The 13,278-nt window shown below is 60.2% G+C and carries 11 protein-coding genes; 8 read left to right on the forward strand and 3 right to left on the reverse strand.

What is annotated here, in order from left to right; all coding sequences use genetic code 11:
* The first annotated feature begins 61 nt into the window (after positions 1-61).
* From cdhC to ACA054_RS29905, 5 genes are all read left to right on the forward strand, one after another.
* A complete protein-coding gene (cdhC, locus tag ACA054_RS29885; RefSeq protein ID WP_497687343.1) occupies positions 62-949 on the forward strand; it encodes a 3-dehydrocarnitine:acetyl-CoA trimethylamine transferase CdhC in 888 nt (295 codons plus the stop codon).
* 133 nt (positions 950-1,082) lie between these two features.
* Positions 1,083-2,048, forward strand: coding sequence for an L-carnitine dehydrogenase (locus tag ACA054_RS29890; RefSeq protein WP_497687344.1), 966 nt, complete (start codon positions 1,083-1,085; stop codon positions 2,046-2,048).
* A gap of 124 nt (positions 2,049-2,172) precedes the next feature.
* A complete protein-coding gene (locus ACA054_RS29895) occupies positions 2,173-2,649 on the forward strand; it encodes a thioesterase family protein (RefSeq protein WP_497687345.1) in 477 nt (158 codons plus the stop codon).
* A 12-nt stretch (positions 2,650-2,661) separates the two neighbouring features.
* Positions 2,662-3,825, forward strand: a complete 1,164-nt coding sequence (locus ACA054_RS29900; protein WP_497687346.1) for a gamma-butyrobetaine dioxygenase — start codon at positions 2,662-2,664, stop codon at positions 3,823-3,825.
* A gap of 387 nt (positions 3,826-4,212) precedes the next feature.
* Positions 4,213-4,479 carry a hypothetical protein gene (locus ACA054_RS29905; protein ID WP_497687347.1) on the forward strand — a complete coding sequence of 89 codons (267 nt, stop codon included), beginning with the start codon at positions 4,213-4,215 and terminating at the stop codon, positions 4,477-4,479.
* A gap of 102 nt (positions 4,480-4,581) precedes the next feature.
* On the opposite strand, the gene gbdR is transcribed toward ACA054_RS29905, so the two are convergent.
* Together gbdR and ACA054_RS29915 are read right to left on the reverse strand one after the other, a co-directional pair.
* Positions 4,582-5,685, reverse strand: a complete 1,104-nt coding sequence (gbdR, locus tag ACA054_RS29910; protein WP_095052585.1) for a choline metabolism transcriptional regulator GbdR — start codon at positions 5,683-5,685, stop codon at positions 4,582-4,584.
* A gap of 556 nt (positions 5,686-6,241) precedes the next feature.
* Complete coding sequence (locus ACA054_RS29915; protein WP_497687348.1) at positions 6,242-7,618, reverse strand: L-serine ammonia-lyase; 1,377 nt, start codon at positions 7,616-7,618, stop codon at positions 6,242-6,244.
* A gap of 437 nt (positions 7,619-8,055) precedes the next feature.
* Here ACA054_RS29915 and ACA054_RS29920 point away from each other — a divergent pair, with 437 nt between their 5' ends.
* The 3 genes from ACA054_RS29920 (at position 8,056) to choV (ending at position 11,090) form a co-directional block, all read left to right on the forward strand.
* Positions 8,056-9,003 carry a choline ABC transporter substrate-binding protein gene (locus ACA054_RS29920; protein ID WP_497687349.1) on the forward strand — a complete coding sequence of 316 codons (948 nt, stop codon included), beginning with the start codon at positions 8,056-8,058 and terminating at the stop codon, positions 9,001-9,003.
* Positions 9,004-9,069: 66 nt separating this feature from the next.
* Positions 9,070-9,915 carry a choline ABC transporter permease subunit gene (gene choW / locus ACA054_RS29925; RefSeq protein WP_497636914.1) on the forward strand — a complete coding sequence of 282 codons (846 nt, stop codon included), beginning with the start codon at positions 9,070-9,072 and terminating at the stop codon, positions 9,913-9,915.
* Positions 9,912-11,090: a choline ABC transporter ATP-binding protein gene (choV, locus tag ACA054_RS29930; protein ID WP_497636916.1), complete on the forward strand. Its 1,179-nt coding sequence runs from the start codon at positions 9,912-9,914 to the stop codon at positions 11,088-11,090. The genes choW and choV overlap by 4 nt, the downstream gene beginning before the upstream one ends.
* A 193-nt stretch (positions 11,091-11,283) precedes the next feature.
* Here the strand turns inward: choV and ACA054_RS29935 are convergent, their stop codons facing one another.
* Positions 11,284-13,224, reverse strand: coding sequence for a BCCT family transporter (locus ACA054_RS29935; RefSeq protein WP_497640020.1), 1,941 nt, complete (start codon positions 13,222-13,224; stop codon positions 11,284-11,286).
* Positions 13,225-13,278: the final 54 nt, after the last annotated feature.

The following is a 13,278-nucleotide window of genomic DNA, read 5'->3' on the forward strand; positions in this document are numbered from 1 at the left end:
CACCGCTTCGCAGCCCGACCCGGCTGCGAACGGCACCACCACGCCTGAAGGAAACCGCCTCATGAACCACGACGTCATCATCACCTGCGCACTCACCGGTGCTGGCGACACGACCGCCAGAAGCCCACACGTGCCGGTCACTCCGAAACAGATCGCCGCTGCCGCCGTGGAAGCCGCCAAGGCCGGCGCCACCGTGGTTCACTGCCACGTTCGCGACCCTGAAACCGGCAAGTTCAGCCGCGACGTGGCGCTGTACCGCGAAGTCATGGAGCGCATTCGCGAGGCTGACGTCGACATCATCGTCAACCTCACCGCCGGCATGGGCGGTGATCTGGAAATTGGCGCTGGCGAGAACCCGATGGAGTTTGGCCCGAACACTGACCTGGTTGGTCCGCTGACTCGCCTGGCCCATGTCGAAGAACTGCTGCCGGAAATCTGCACCCTCGATTGCGGCACGCTGAACTTCGGCGATGGCGATACCATTTACGTCTCCACCCCGGCGCAGCTGCGTGCTGGCGCCAAACGCATTCAAGAGCTGGGCGTTAAGCCTGAGCTAGAGATTTTCGACACCGGTCACCTGTGGTTCGCCAAACAGATGATCAAGGAAGGCCTGCTCGATAATCCGCTGTTCCAACTGTGCCTGGGCATCCCTTGGGGCGCGCCGGCCGACACCACCACCATGAAAGCCATGGTCGACAACCTGCCTGCAGACGCCGTGTGGGCCGGCTTCGGTATCGGCCGCATGCAAATGCCGATGGCCGCACAAGCCGTGCTGTTGGGTGGCAACGTGCGGGTCGGGCTGGAAGACAACTTGTGGCTGGACAAAGGCGTACTGGCGACCAACGGCCAGTTGGTCGAACGCGCCAGCGAAATCCTCAGCCGCCTCGGTGCCCGCGTTCTGACCCCGGCTGAAGGCCGCAAGAAAATGGGCCTGAAACAGCGCGGTTAAACCGAACCTATATCCCACCTGTAGGAGCTGCCGCAGGCTGCGATCTTTTGATGTTGCTCTTAAAAACAAGATCAAAAGATCGCAGCCTGCGGCAGCTCCTACAGGGGCTCACCGAATTCTTCAGGAAGTTGCCATGACCTTCATTACCGAAATCAAAACCTTCGCCGCCTTGGGCAGCGGTGTCATCGGCAGCGGCTGGGTGTCCCGCGCCCTTGCCCACGGCCTCGACGTAGTTGCCTGGGACCCTGCGCCCGGTGCCGAAGCCGCCCTGCGCAAACGCGTCGCCAATGCCTGGGGCGCGCTGGAGAAACAAGGCCTGGCGCCCGGTGCCTCGCAGGATCGCCTGCGCTTTGTCGCGACCATCGAAGAATGTGTGCGCGACGCCGATTTCATCCAGGAAAGCGCCCCTGAACGCCTTGAACTGAAACTGGAGCTGCACAGCAAGATTAGCGCCGCGGCCAAGCCCAATGCCTTGATCGGCTCAAGTACCTCCGGCCTGTTGCCAAGCGAGTTCTACGAGAGTTCAACGCACCCGGAACGCTGCGTGGTCGGGCACCCGTTCAACCCGGTTTACCTGTTGCCACTGGTGGAGGTGGTCGGCGGCAAAAACACTGCCCCCGAAGCCGTGGAAGCGGCGATGAAAGTCTACGAATCCCTCGGCATGCGTCCACTGCATGTGCGCAAGGAAGTGCCGGGCTTTATCGCCGACCGATTGCTCGAAGCGCTGTGGCGCGAGGCGCTGCACCTGGTCAACGACGGTGTGGCGACGACCGGCGAAATCGACGACGCTATTCGTTTTGGCGCCGGTCTGCGCTGGTCGTTCATGGGCACGTTCCTGACCTATACCCTGGCCGGTGGCGATGCGGGCATGCGCCACTTCATGGCACAGTTCGGCCCGGCACTGCAGTTGCCGTGGACCTACCTGCCGGCGCCGGAGCTGACTGACAAGTTGATCGACGATGTGGTCGATGGCACCAGCGATCAGTTGGGCAAACACAGCATTTCGGCGCTGGAGCGCTATCGTGATGATTGCTTGCTGGCAGTGCTGGAGGCGGTGAAGACCACCAAAGAGAAGCATGGGATGGCCTTCAGCGAGTAATTAGCTAGCAGGACCGGCCCCTTCGCGAGCAGGCTCGCTCCCACAGGTTTTGCACGGTCCTTGTGGGAGCGAGCCTGCTCGCGAAGACGACAGACCAGTCACCACCCATATTGGAACTTGAAAGATGACCGCACTGACCACCTACCAAACCAGAATCATCCCCGACTGGGTCGACTACAACGGCCACCTGCGCGACGCGTTCTACCTGCTGATCTTTAGCTACGCCACCGACGCACTGATGGACCGCCTCGGCATGGACAGCAACAACCGCGAAGCCAGCGGCAACTCGCTGTTCACCCTGGAACTGCACCTCAATTACCTGCACGAAGTGAAGCTCGACGCCGAGGTCGAAGTGCACACGCAGATCATCGGCCACGACAGCAAACGCCTGCATCTCTATCACAGCCTGCATCTGGTGGGCGATGACAAGGAGCTGGCAGGCAACGAACAGATGCTGCTGCACGTCGACCTCGCCGGGCCAAGCTCCACTCCATTCAGCGAAGTGACCCTGGGTAAACTGCAAGCCATCGTCGCCGAACAGACCGACCTGCCCGCCCCCGCCTACATCGGCCGAGTGATCGCATTACCGCCAAAAAAATAACAAGGAGATCGCATGAACACCGCCGCCGCTTTTGCCGACTTCCGTACTTATCCGTTGATCAGCGCGCTGACAGGCGTGCAGGCCATGGCGGATCGTGTCTTGGTGAAGTGGGCCGACAACCGCGTCAGCCCCTTCCACCACCCATGGTTGCGGGACAATTGCCCGTGCCCGCAATGCGTCTACACGGTGACTCGCGAACAGGTGCTGGAAATCGTCGATGTGCCGGAAAACCTGATGCCTGTCCAAACCAGTGTCGACGCTGAAGGCTGCCTGAGTATCCAGTGGCAGGATGGCCACCTCAGCCGCTTCGACCCCGGCTGGTTGCGCGCCCACGCCTATGACGACGAGTCCCGCGCCGAGCGCCTGGCAGGCAAGCCCAAAGCCAGGCTTTGGCACAGTGACTTGCAGTTGCCGGTGTTCGAGTATCAAGCGCTGATGAACGATAACCAGGCCCTGTTGCAATGGCTGCTGGCCGTGCGCGACACCGGCCTGACCCAGGTCCGTGGCGTACCCACCGAGCCCGGCTCGCTGAAGCTGATTGCCCAGCGCATTTCCTTCATCCGCGAGAGCAATTTCGGCGTGCTGTTCAACGTGCAATCCAAGGCCGATGCCGACAGCAACGCCTACACCGCTTTCAACCTGCCGTTGCACAGCGATCTGCCAACCCGGGAGTTGCAACCGGGGCTGCAGTTCCTGCATTGCCTGGTCAACGATGCCGAGGGTGGCGAGAGCATTTTCGTCGATGGTTTTGCCATCGCCGAGGCGCTACGTCTGGAGGCCCCCGACTCATTCCAGAGCCTCTGCGAGATTTCCCTGGAATTCCGCAATAAAGACCGCCACAGCGACTACCGTTGCCTCGCACCGATCATCGCACTGGATGCCTTGGGGCAAGTGTCGGAAATCCGCATGGCGAACTTTTTGCGGGGGCCGTTCGATGCTTCGGTGGAGCAGATGCCCAAGCTCTATCGTGCCTATCGCCGCTTCATTGCAATGACTCGCGAGCCTCGCTTTCGCTTGATGCAGCGGCTCAACCCTGGCGAGTTGTGGTGCTTCGACAACCGCCGCACCCTGCACGCCCGCAATGCGTTCGATCCTGCCACCGGGGCGCGGCATTTCCAGGGGTGTTATGTCGATCGGGATGAGTTGTTGTCGCGCATTTTGGTGCTACAGCGCTAGACCGCGTCATCGTTCTTCGCGAGCAGGCTCGCTCCCACATTCAACCGCTTTTTTCTGATAGAACTCGGTCAACTGTGGGAGCGAGCCTGCTCGCGATGGCGTCATTCCAGACACCCGAAATGTCCCTGTTTCACAGGCAAAAAAAAGCCCCGATCAAGCCGTGACAGGATCGAGGCAGAGGGTACTGTTGAGGAGCTGCCGTGGGAAGGTGACCAAACCCTCGTGAAGCAAGCTGAGTTCAGTGTGCCGGTTCTCATCGCAGGTAAATAGCCCGAAAACGACCTGTTCATAGTCAATGCTGCCATTGCGACAAATCGCCCTTGCCGCCACCGCGTGCCACTACCAGAATCGATCCACGACACCATTCCCAGAAGAAGGATTCGCGTCATGATGCACGCCGATTTGATAGACCAGGAAGACCTGTTGGGCCAGCTCAAGTCATTGGGTTTTCAAGTACCGAACGGCGCCACGGCCGAGCAGGCTTGCGAGTTTGCTGTGCGAGGTTTGAACAACGAACGGGCCATCGTGCTGCGCACCATGGTCAAGCAGATGTACACCAGCAGCGCGACGATCCTGCCGGCTGTGCGCCAGGCCATCGACAAGCAGTTGCTGCCGGCATTGGCGGAGTACCAACAGAGCCACGTCGCCCGATAAATCGCTTTCGCGAGCAGGCTCGCTCCCACAGTTGACCGAGTTCCAACAAAGGAATGCGGTCGAATGTGGGAGCGAGCCTGCTCGCGAAGAAGGCGACTTGGTCTAGAGCCTTACGCTCGCGAAAGTCGACTCATTACGCGCCTGACTCAGCGCCGACAACGGCCCCGACAACGGCGACAGCACCAACGCCTGCGGCAGCGGCATCATCGCCACTTGCTGCGTGGTGTTGGAACCGACGCGTTCGTCACGCGGCGGAATGCCGAAGTATTCGCGGTAGCACTTGGAGAAGTGCGGCGTGGACACGAAGCCACAGACCGACGCCACTTCGATGATCGACATCGGCGTTTGCTTGAGCAGTTGCCGCGCGCGAATCAAGCGCAGTTTCAGGTAGTAACGCGACGGCGAACAATGCAGGTACTTCTGGAACAGCCGCTCCAGCTGACGACGGGACACGGCGACGTACACCGCCAGTTCGTCGAGGTCGATCGGCTCTTCGAGGTTGGCTTCCATCAGCGCGACGATTTCCTGCAACTTCGGCTGATTGGTGCCGAGCATGTGCTTGAGCGGTACGCGCTGGTGATCCTGTTCGTTGCGGATGCGCTCGTAGACGAACATTTCCGAGATCGCGGCCGACAGCTCACGCCCGTGATCGCGGCTGATCAGGTGCAGCATCATGTCCAGCGGCGCGGTGCCACCGGAGCTGGTGAAGCGGTTACGGTCGAGGGTGAAAAGGCGGGTACTCATGGCCACCCGCGGAAACGCTTCCTGCATCGCCGCCAGGCATTCCCAGTGCACGCTGCAATCGAAACCGTCCAGCAGGCCGGCGCACGCCAGGGCCCAGCTGCCGGTACAGACCGCACCCAGGCGACGGGACTGACGCGCCTGGCTCTGCAGCCATGACACGTGTTCGCGGGTAACAGTGCGTTGAATACCGATACCACCGCAGACGATCACGGTGTCCAGAGGAGGCGCTTTGTGCATGGAGGCGTCAGGCGTGATCTGCAGACCGTCACTGGCCCAGACTTGCCCGCCATCGACGGTGAGGGTGGTCCAGCGATACAGCTCGCGGCCGGACAACTGGTTGGCCATGCGCAGCGGTTCGACTGCGGAGGCCAGGGAAATCAGCGTGAAATTGTCCAGCAGCAGAAAGCCGATGGATTGAGGCGCACGGTTCTGGGGTTGGGCCCCGGAGTTGAACGTCGTCATCGCGGTATCTCCTCACACAAAGCGGGTGATGGCCTCAGGCGGAGGCTCTTGTTATGGCCATCGTTCTCGCGTGGGAGACGGGCTTTGTAATGACAGAGCAATTGCCATGCCTAAATTTGAATGTGCGTTCAATAACTCCTAAAAACGACGTCGGAATGTGTCTATATATGACGCGCAGGGAGTAGGGGGTTATAAGTGCCATCAATGGCGGCAGGCGCTCTGCCCCGTTGCGTGTGAGCAAATCGGTAGCACTTGTGGGAACAGGGCTACAGGGAGCTCTGCAAGAGTGTCACCGCAGGCACGGGTGACGGATGGTCAGCCCTTCGAAAGAGACCCCACCACTGATGAGACAAGTTATCTGTTAGCGACGCGCCAAAAGGTGGCGCGTATTAAATCGGGTGTTCACTTAACGCGCAGTTTTGACTGGTCTGGCCTGGCAAGGTCTATTGTGGCGAGGGGATTTATCCCCGTTCGGCTGCGAAGCAGCCGTAGAGATATTGGGGCCGCTTCGCGACCCAACGGGGATAAATCCCCTCGCCACAGGGTCAACCCGGTCTCAGCATTCCACCGCGCTTACCGCCAACCCACCCCGCGACGTCTCCTTATATTTGTCATGCATATCGGCACCGGTATCACGCATGGTGCGAATCACCCGATCAAGAGAAATGAAGTGCTGACCATCGCCCCGCAGCGCCATTTGCGCCGCGTTGATCGCCTTCACCGCGGCAATCGCGTTGCGCTCGATGCACGGCACCTGCACCAGGCCGCCCACCGGATCGCACGTGAGTCCCAGGTTGTGCTCCAGGCCGATTTCCGCCGCATTACACAGTTGTTCCGGTGTGGCGCCAAGAATTTCCGCCAAGCCCGCCGCCGCCATGGCGCAGGCTGAGCCGACTTCGCCCTGGCAACCGACTTCGGCACCGGAGATCGAGGCGTTCTTCTTGCACAGGATCCCGACTGAAGCCGCGCCGAGCATGTAGTCGACGACATTGGCGTCGGTCACGTCCTCGCTGAACTTCATGAAGTAGTGCAACACCGCCGGAATGATCCCGGCCGCGCCATTGGTTGGTGCCGTGACCATGCGCCCGCCGGCGGCGTTCTCTTCGTTGACCGCCAGGGCGAACAGGTTGACCCACTCCATGGCGCTCAGCGTCGAGCCGATCACGTTGGGCTTGTTCAGCTCCTGCAAGCTGCGATGCAATTTGGCCGCGCGACGGCGCACGTTCAGCCCGCCGGGCAGGATGCCCTCGTGCTTGAGGCCTTGCTCGACGCAATCCTGCATGGCGCGCCACAGGTGCATCAGGCCACTGCGGATTTCCTCTTCGCTGCGCCAGACCTTCTCGTTGGCCATCATCAGTTCGGCCACTCGCAGGTTGTGCTTTTTACACAACTCCAGCAGCTCGGCGGCGCTGGAAAAATCGTACGGCAACACGGTTCGATCCATATCGACTACACCGCTGCTGGCTTGCGCCTCATCGACGACAAAACCGCCGCCGACCGAATAGTAGGTGTCGCGATGCAACTCGCCGTCATCGCCTTCGACAATCAGGGTCATGGCATTGGGGTGAAAGGGCAGGTTCTCATCGATCAGGCGCATGTCCCTGGCCCAGATGAACGGTACTGGCAGCCGGCCGTCGAGCAACAACGTGCCGGTTTCGCGCAGGGTGTCGATGCGAATGCCGATTTGCGACGGATCAATCGCGTCCGGCCACTCCCCCATCAGCCCCATGATCACCGCGTTGTCGCTGCCGTGGCCGATGCCGGTAGCCGACAGCGAACCAAAGAGCTGCACTTCGACACGTCGAACCTGCTCAAGCTGCCTCTGTTCGCGCAACCCCTGCACGAACAGCGCCGCCGCCCGCATAGGCCCCACGGTGTGTGAACTGGAAGGGCCGATGCCGATTTTGAACAGGTCGAAAACACTGATAGCCATTGCTGCCGGACTCCTGGATGTGCCAACTCCAGGCGCAGGAGCGCCCGGTGACGGAGCTGCTACGCTCAAGCTGCAATCCGTCGGGATGGCCGCATCATCAGGCTTTTATCCTGTCGTTCGACGTCTCACACCGACGCACTCATGTCCACGAACGCCGCGTGTCTTTCACGTCGTGTTTTCGCCGTTTTTTTGCGGCTCAGACGGACAAAAGAGGCTGAAAAAAGCTGTAAACGACGTCACCGACACTGGATGCGACCATCCCTGTACTGGTTACGACGCACCCTGTAGGCGTCAGATTTTCACTGGTACATGATCGTATCGACTCGATTGCAAGGCGCCGTGGTAGAGCTGTCTCCAAAACGCCATCCAACCGCAACCTATAAGTGCGGTGGTTCCAGTCGGAAACACTGCCAAAAAAAACACCAAGGAGTCCATCCATGAAAGGTTCCCCGTCGTTGTTGTTGGCCGCCCTGCTTAGTCTGCCGGTTCTGGCGCAAGCCGCCGAACCGGCCCAATGCAACACCGTAAACTTCTCCGATGTCGGCTGGACCGACATTACCGCGACTACCGCGACCACCAGCGTCGTGCTCAACGCCCTCGGTTACAAGACCAAGACCACCATGATTTCCGTGCCCGTGACCTACAAGTCCCTGGCCGACGGCAAGAACATGGACATTTTCCTCGGCAACTGGATGCCGACCATGGAAAACGACATTAAGCCCTACCGCGACGCCGGCACTGTGGATACCGTGCGCACCAACCTCAAGGGCGCCAAGTACACGCTGGCCGTTCCCCAGGCGCTGTATGACAAAGGGCTGCATGATTTCGCCGACATCGCCAAGTTCAAGAAAGAACTCGATGGCAAGATCTACGGCATCGAGCCTGGCAACGACGGCAACCGTCTGATCCAGAGCATGATCGACAAGGACGCCTTCGGCCTGAAAACCGCTGGTTTCAAAGTCGTCGAGTCCAGCGAAGCGGGCATGCTCTCGCAAGTTGACCGCGCGCAGAAACGCGACACCGCCGTGGTCTTCCTCGGCTGGGCGCCGCACCCAATGAACAAGCGCTTCAAGATTCAATACCTGACCGGCGGCGACGACTTCTTCGGCCCCGATTTTGGCGCCGCCACCGTGGCGACCAACACCCGCAAGGGCTACGCCGAGGAATGCAGCAACGTCGGTCAGTTGCTGAAGAACCTGGAGTTCACCGTCGACATGGAAAGTGAACTGATGGGCAACATCCTGGACGACAAAATGAAGCCTGACGCGGCCGCCAAGGCCTGGCTGAAAAAGAATCCCCAGGTGCTCGATACCTGGCTCGCTGGCGTGACCACCATTGACGGTAAACCAGGCTTGGAAGCCGTGAAAGCCAAGCTCGCGCAGTAATCGCTTACGCCGGGCGAGTTCGCTCGCCCGGGCTGTTTATTTCCTTGCATGCGGACGTTCACTACCATGCTGATTGATCAGAAAATACCTCTAGGCCAGTACATCGCAGGCTTCGTCGAATGGTTGACGCAACACGGCGCCAACACCTTCGACGCAATTGCCGTGTCACTGGAAACGATGATCCACGGCGTGACTTTTGCGCTGACCTGGTTCAACCCGCTGGTCTTGATCGGCCTAATCGCAATACTTGCCCACTTCATCCAGCGCAAATGGGGGCTCACCGCCTTCGTCGTAGCCTCCTTCCTGCTGATCCTCAACCTGGGGTACTGGCAGGAAACCATGGAAACCCTGGCCCAGGTGTTGTTCGCCACCCTGGTCTGCGTGGTCATCGGCGTACCCTTGGGTATCGTCGCCGCGCACAAGCCAATGTTCTACACTGTAATGCGTCCGGTACTCGATCTGATGCAGACCGTACCGACCTTCGTTTACCTCATTCCTACCCTGACCCTCTTCGGGCTGGGTGTGGTCCCGGGCCTGATCTCGACGGTGGTGTTCGCGATTGCCGCGCCGATCCGCCTGACCTACCTGGGCATCCGCGATGTCCCGCAAGAACTGATGGACGCCGGCAAGGCCTTTGGCTGCTCGCGTCGCCAACTGCTTACACGGATTGAACTGCCCCACGCCATGCCGAGCATCGCGGCCGGTATCACCCAGTGCATCATGCTGTCGCTGTCGATGGTGGTGATCGCGGCACTGGTGGGCGCCGACGGACTGGGTAAACCGGTGGTCAACGCACTGAACACTGCTGATATCGCCCTGGGCTTCGAAGCGGGCCTGGCGATCGTACTGCTGGCGATCATGCTCGACCGTATCTGCAAACAACCCGACGCTAAAGTAGGGGGTGACGCATGAGCATAATTCGCTTTGAAGACGTCGACGTGATCTTCACCAAAGATCCACGCGAAGCACTGAAACTTCTCGACCAGGGCTTGACCCGCAGCGAGATCCTGAAAAAGACCGGGCAGATCGTTGGCGTCGAAAAGGCCAGTTTAGATATCGAAAAAGGTGAAATCTGCGTGCTGATGGGCCTGTCCGGCTCCGGCAAATCCAGCCTGCTGCGCTGCATTAACGGCCTCAACACCGTCAGCCGTGGCAAGCTGTTCGTCGAGCACGAAGGCAAGCAGATCAACATTGCGTCCTGCACCGCCGCCGAACTGAAAATGATGCGCACCAAGCGCATCGCGATGGTGTTCCAGAAGTTCGCCCTGATGCCTTGGCTGACAGTGCGCGAGAACATCAGCTTCGGCCTGGAAATGCAGGGCCGTCCGGAGAAGGAACGCAAGAAACTGGTCGATGAAAAACTCGAACTGGTGGGCCTGACCCAATGGCGCAACAAGAAACCCGATGAACTGTCCGGTGGCATGCAGCAGCGTGTGGGCCTGGCCCGCGCGTTGGCGATGGACGCCGACATTCTGCTGATGGACGAACCGTTCTCGGCGCTCGACCCGCTGATCCGCCAGGGCCTGCAGGACGAACTGCTGGAGCTGCAACGCAAGCTGAACAAAACCATCGTGTTCGTGAGCCACGACCTCGATGAAGCCCTGAAGCTCGGCAGCCGTATCGCAATCATGAAAGACGGCCGGATCATCCAGTACAGCAAGCCTGAAGAAATCGTCCTCAACCCCGCGGACGACTACGTGCGCACCTTCGTCGCCCACACCAACCCGCTGAACGTGCTGTGCGGGCGCAGCCTGATGCGCACCCTGGACAACTGCAAGCGCATCAACGGTTCGGTATGCCTCGATCCGGGTGGCGATTCGTGGCTGGACCTGGCCGAGGGCAACACCATCAAGGGCGCACGCCAGAACGGTGCGAGCCTGGACCTGCAGAACTGGATTCCAGGGCAGGCGGTAGAAGGTCTGGGTCGCCGGCCGACGTTGGTGGACTCCAATATCGGCATGCGCGATGCGCTGCAGATTCGTTATCAGACCGGCAACAAACTGGTGCTGCACGACAACAACAAAGTGGTCGGGATTCTCGGCGACAGCGAGCTGTACCACGCGCTGCTCGGCAAGAACCTGGGGTAAGGCAACAGACACAAAAACGCCGCGAGAGATCGCGGCGTTTTTGTTTGTGGGGATATCGGGTCATTCAGCTTTATGGCTGATGCCCCCTTCGCGAGCAGGCTCGCTCCCACATTGGAACACGGTCAACTGTGGGAGCGAGCCTGCTCGCGAAGAACGCGACGTGGTGCCTCTGAGACACCGCGCCCCTCACAACTTAGCTATACACCCGGCCAAGGAGCTGCCGATGGCTTTCAAACTGATCGAGCACATCACGCGTGATCTGATCCTGAGTGAAGCCCATCAGGTCGTAGTCCTGACTGCCGTTGTGCAGGTACACCTCGGCGCGGTAGTAGCGCTGACGCGCCTCATCGGACTGGGCCGACTCGGTCGGGGTCGCCAGATAACCGTCCAGGCTGACTTCGTAGACAAAAGGGTTGCCCTCTTCCATCTCGACCCGCACGCCCATGCAACGCTTGGACTTGCCCAGCAGTGTCTGCACTTCCAGGCCTTGAGCACGCATTTGCGTCGTCGCATCCTGCAATGCCGGGCTCACATGCTTATCCATGAAGCGCTGTACCACCGACTGGCTCGGTTGCAGGTCCAGCTGGGTCAAACGCTCGCTGAAACCACGACGACCACGAGCCGCCAATTCCGCTTGCTCCTGTTCGATCTGCACATCCTGGCGCATGGCCTTGTGCAAGCCGAACATGAAGAACACCAACACCACCGAGAACGGCAGGCCGGCCAGTACCACCATGGTTTGCATGGCTTCGAAGTTACCGGCGAACAGCAGGCCGATGGTCACCAGGGTGATCACCGCCGACCAGAAGATCCGCAGCCAGTGCGGCGCATCTTCGTCAACGTTGCCGCCCTTGCACGAAAGGTTGGCCATCATCACCGCGCCGGAATCCGCCGGCGTCAGGAACAACACGAAACCCACGAAAATCGATACACCGATCACCACTTTCGACGCCGGGTAGTGCTCAAGCAACTGGTAGATCGCCATGGACGGCTGTTCCAGCGCCGTCTTACCGAGTTCCACCGCCCCGTGGTTCATCACCAGGTCCAGCGCCGAGTTACCGAAGATCGACAGCCACGCCAGAGTGAAACCCAGCGGAATCAGCAACACGCCAGCGACCAGTTCACGCACCGTGCGACCACGGGAAATACGCGCGATGAACATGCCTACGAATGGCGCCCAGGAAATCCACCAGGCCCAGTAGAACAGGGTCCAAAGGCCCAACCAGCGGTCGGACTTCTCACTGTCGCCTTCGTACACATAGAGGTCGAAGGTCTTCAGCACCACGCCGTTCAGGTAGTCACCGACGTTCTGCACAAAGCCGTTGAGCAGGTGCAGGGTCGGACCGAACAGCAGGACGAAAATCAGCAAGCCGCTGAACAGGATGATGTTGAGGTTGGACAGGCGACGAATGCCGTTTTCCACACCCGACACGGCAGCGATGGTCGCCACGGTGCTCATCACGATGATCACGATCAGCAGGTTGGTGTTGCTGTGCTCCATGCCGAACAGGTTTTCCAGGCCCGACGACACCTGCAGCGAACCAATCCCCAGGTTGGTCACCAGACCCAGCAGGGTCACGAACATGCCGAAGCCGTCCACCGCATGACCGGCCGCGCCCTTGACCCAACGCTCACCCACCAGCGGATACAGCGCCGAACGCAACGCCAGCGGCTGATTGTGACGGTAGGCAAAATACGCCACGGCCAGGCCTACCAGCGCGTAGATCGCCCAGCCATGCAGGCCCCAGTGCAGGAACGTCAGCTGAACCGCCTGACGGGCCGCAAGGTTGCTGCCAGCTACGCCTTCCGGCGGATTGAAGTAGTGGTCCAGCGGCTCGGAAGCACCGAAGTACAGCAGCGAGATGCCAATACCCGACGAGAACAGCATCCCCGCCCAGGCGCCATAGCTGAAGTCCGGGGTATCGTCCTTGCTGCCCAGCTTGAGCTTGCCGTAGGACGAGAACGCCAGGCCGACCACGAAGATCAGATAGGCGGCAATCACCACCATGTAGTACCAGCCGAAGCTGCGGGACAACCAGGCTTGCGCCGTACCGAGCAGTCTGCCGGCCTCTTGCGGGGCGATGATCAGAATGGCGGTCAACAACAGAATCAACGCGGTAGAGGTGTAGAACACCCAACCGTTGACCGTCACCTTCTCGGGTGGGGTCTTTATTAGCGAGGCAGAACT

This window comes from Pseudomonas sp. LBUM1653 (assembly GCF_059716115.1).

Excerpts from the sequence above, each read along its gene's own strand:
- ACA054_RS29890 (WP_497687344.1), top strand. The coding sequence starts at position 1,083 with ATGACCTTCATTACCGAAATCAAAACCTTCGCCGCCTTGGGCAGCGGT.
- cdhC (WP_497687343.1), top strand. The coding sequence starts at position 62 with ATGAACCACGACGTCATCATCACCTGCGCACTCACCGGTGCTGGCGAC.
- ACA054_RS29915 (WP_497687348.1), bottom strand. The coding sequence starts at position 7,618 with ATGGCTATCAGTGTTTTCGACCTGTTCAAAATCGGCATCGGCCCTTCC.
- gbdR (WP_095052585.1), bottom strand. The coding sequence starts at position 5,685 with ATGACGACGTTCAACTCCGGGGCCCAACCCCAGAACCGTGCGCCTCAA.
- choW (WP_497636914.1), top strand. The coding sequence starts at position 9,070 with ATGCTGATTGATCAGAAAATACCTCTAGGCCAGTACATCGCAGGCTTC.
- ACA054_RS29895 (WP_497687345.1), top strand. The coding sequence starts at position 2,173 with ATGACCGCACTGACCACCTACCAAACCAGAATCATCCCCGACTGGGTC.
- ACA054_RS29900 (WP_497687346.1), top strand. The coding sequence starts at position 2,662 with ATGAACACCGCCGCCGCTTTTGCCGACTTCCGTACTTATCCGTTGATC.
- choV (WP_497636916.1), top strand. The coding sequence starts at position 9,912 with ATGAGCATAATTCGCTTTGAAGACGTCGACGTGATCTTCACCAAAGAT.
- ACA054_RS29920 (WP_497687349.1), top strand. The coding sequence starts at position 8,056 with ATGAAAGGTTCCCCGTCGTTGTTGTTGGCCGCCCTGCTTAGTCTGCCG.
- ACA054_RS29905 (WP_497687347.1), top strand. The coding sequence starts at position 4,213 with ATGATGCACGCCGATTTGATAGACCAGGAAGACCTGTTGGGCCAGCTC.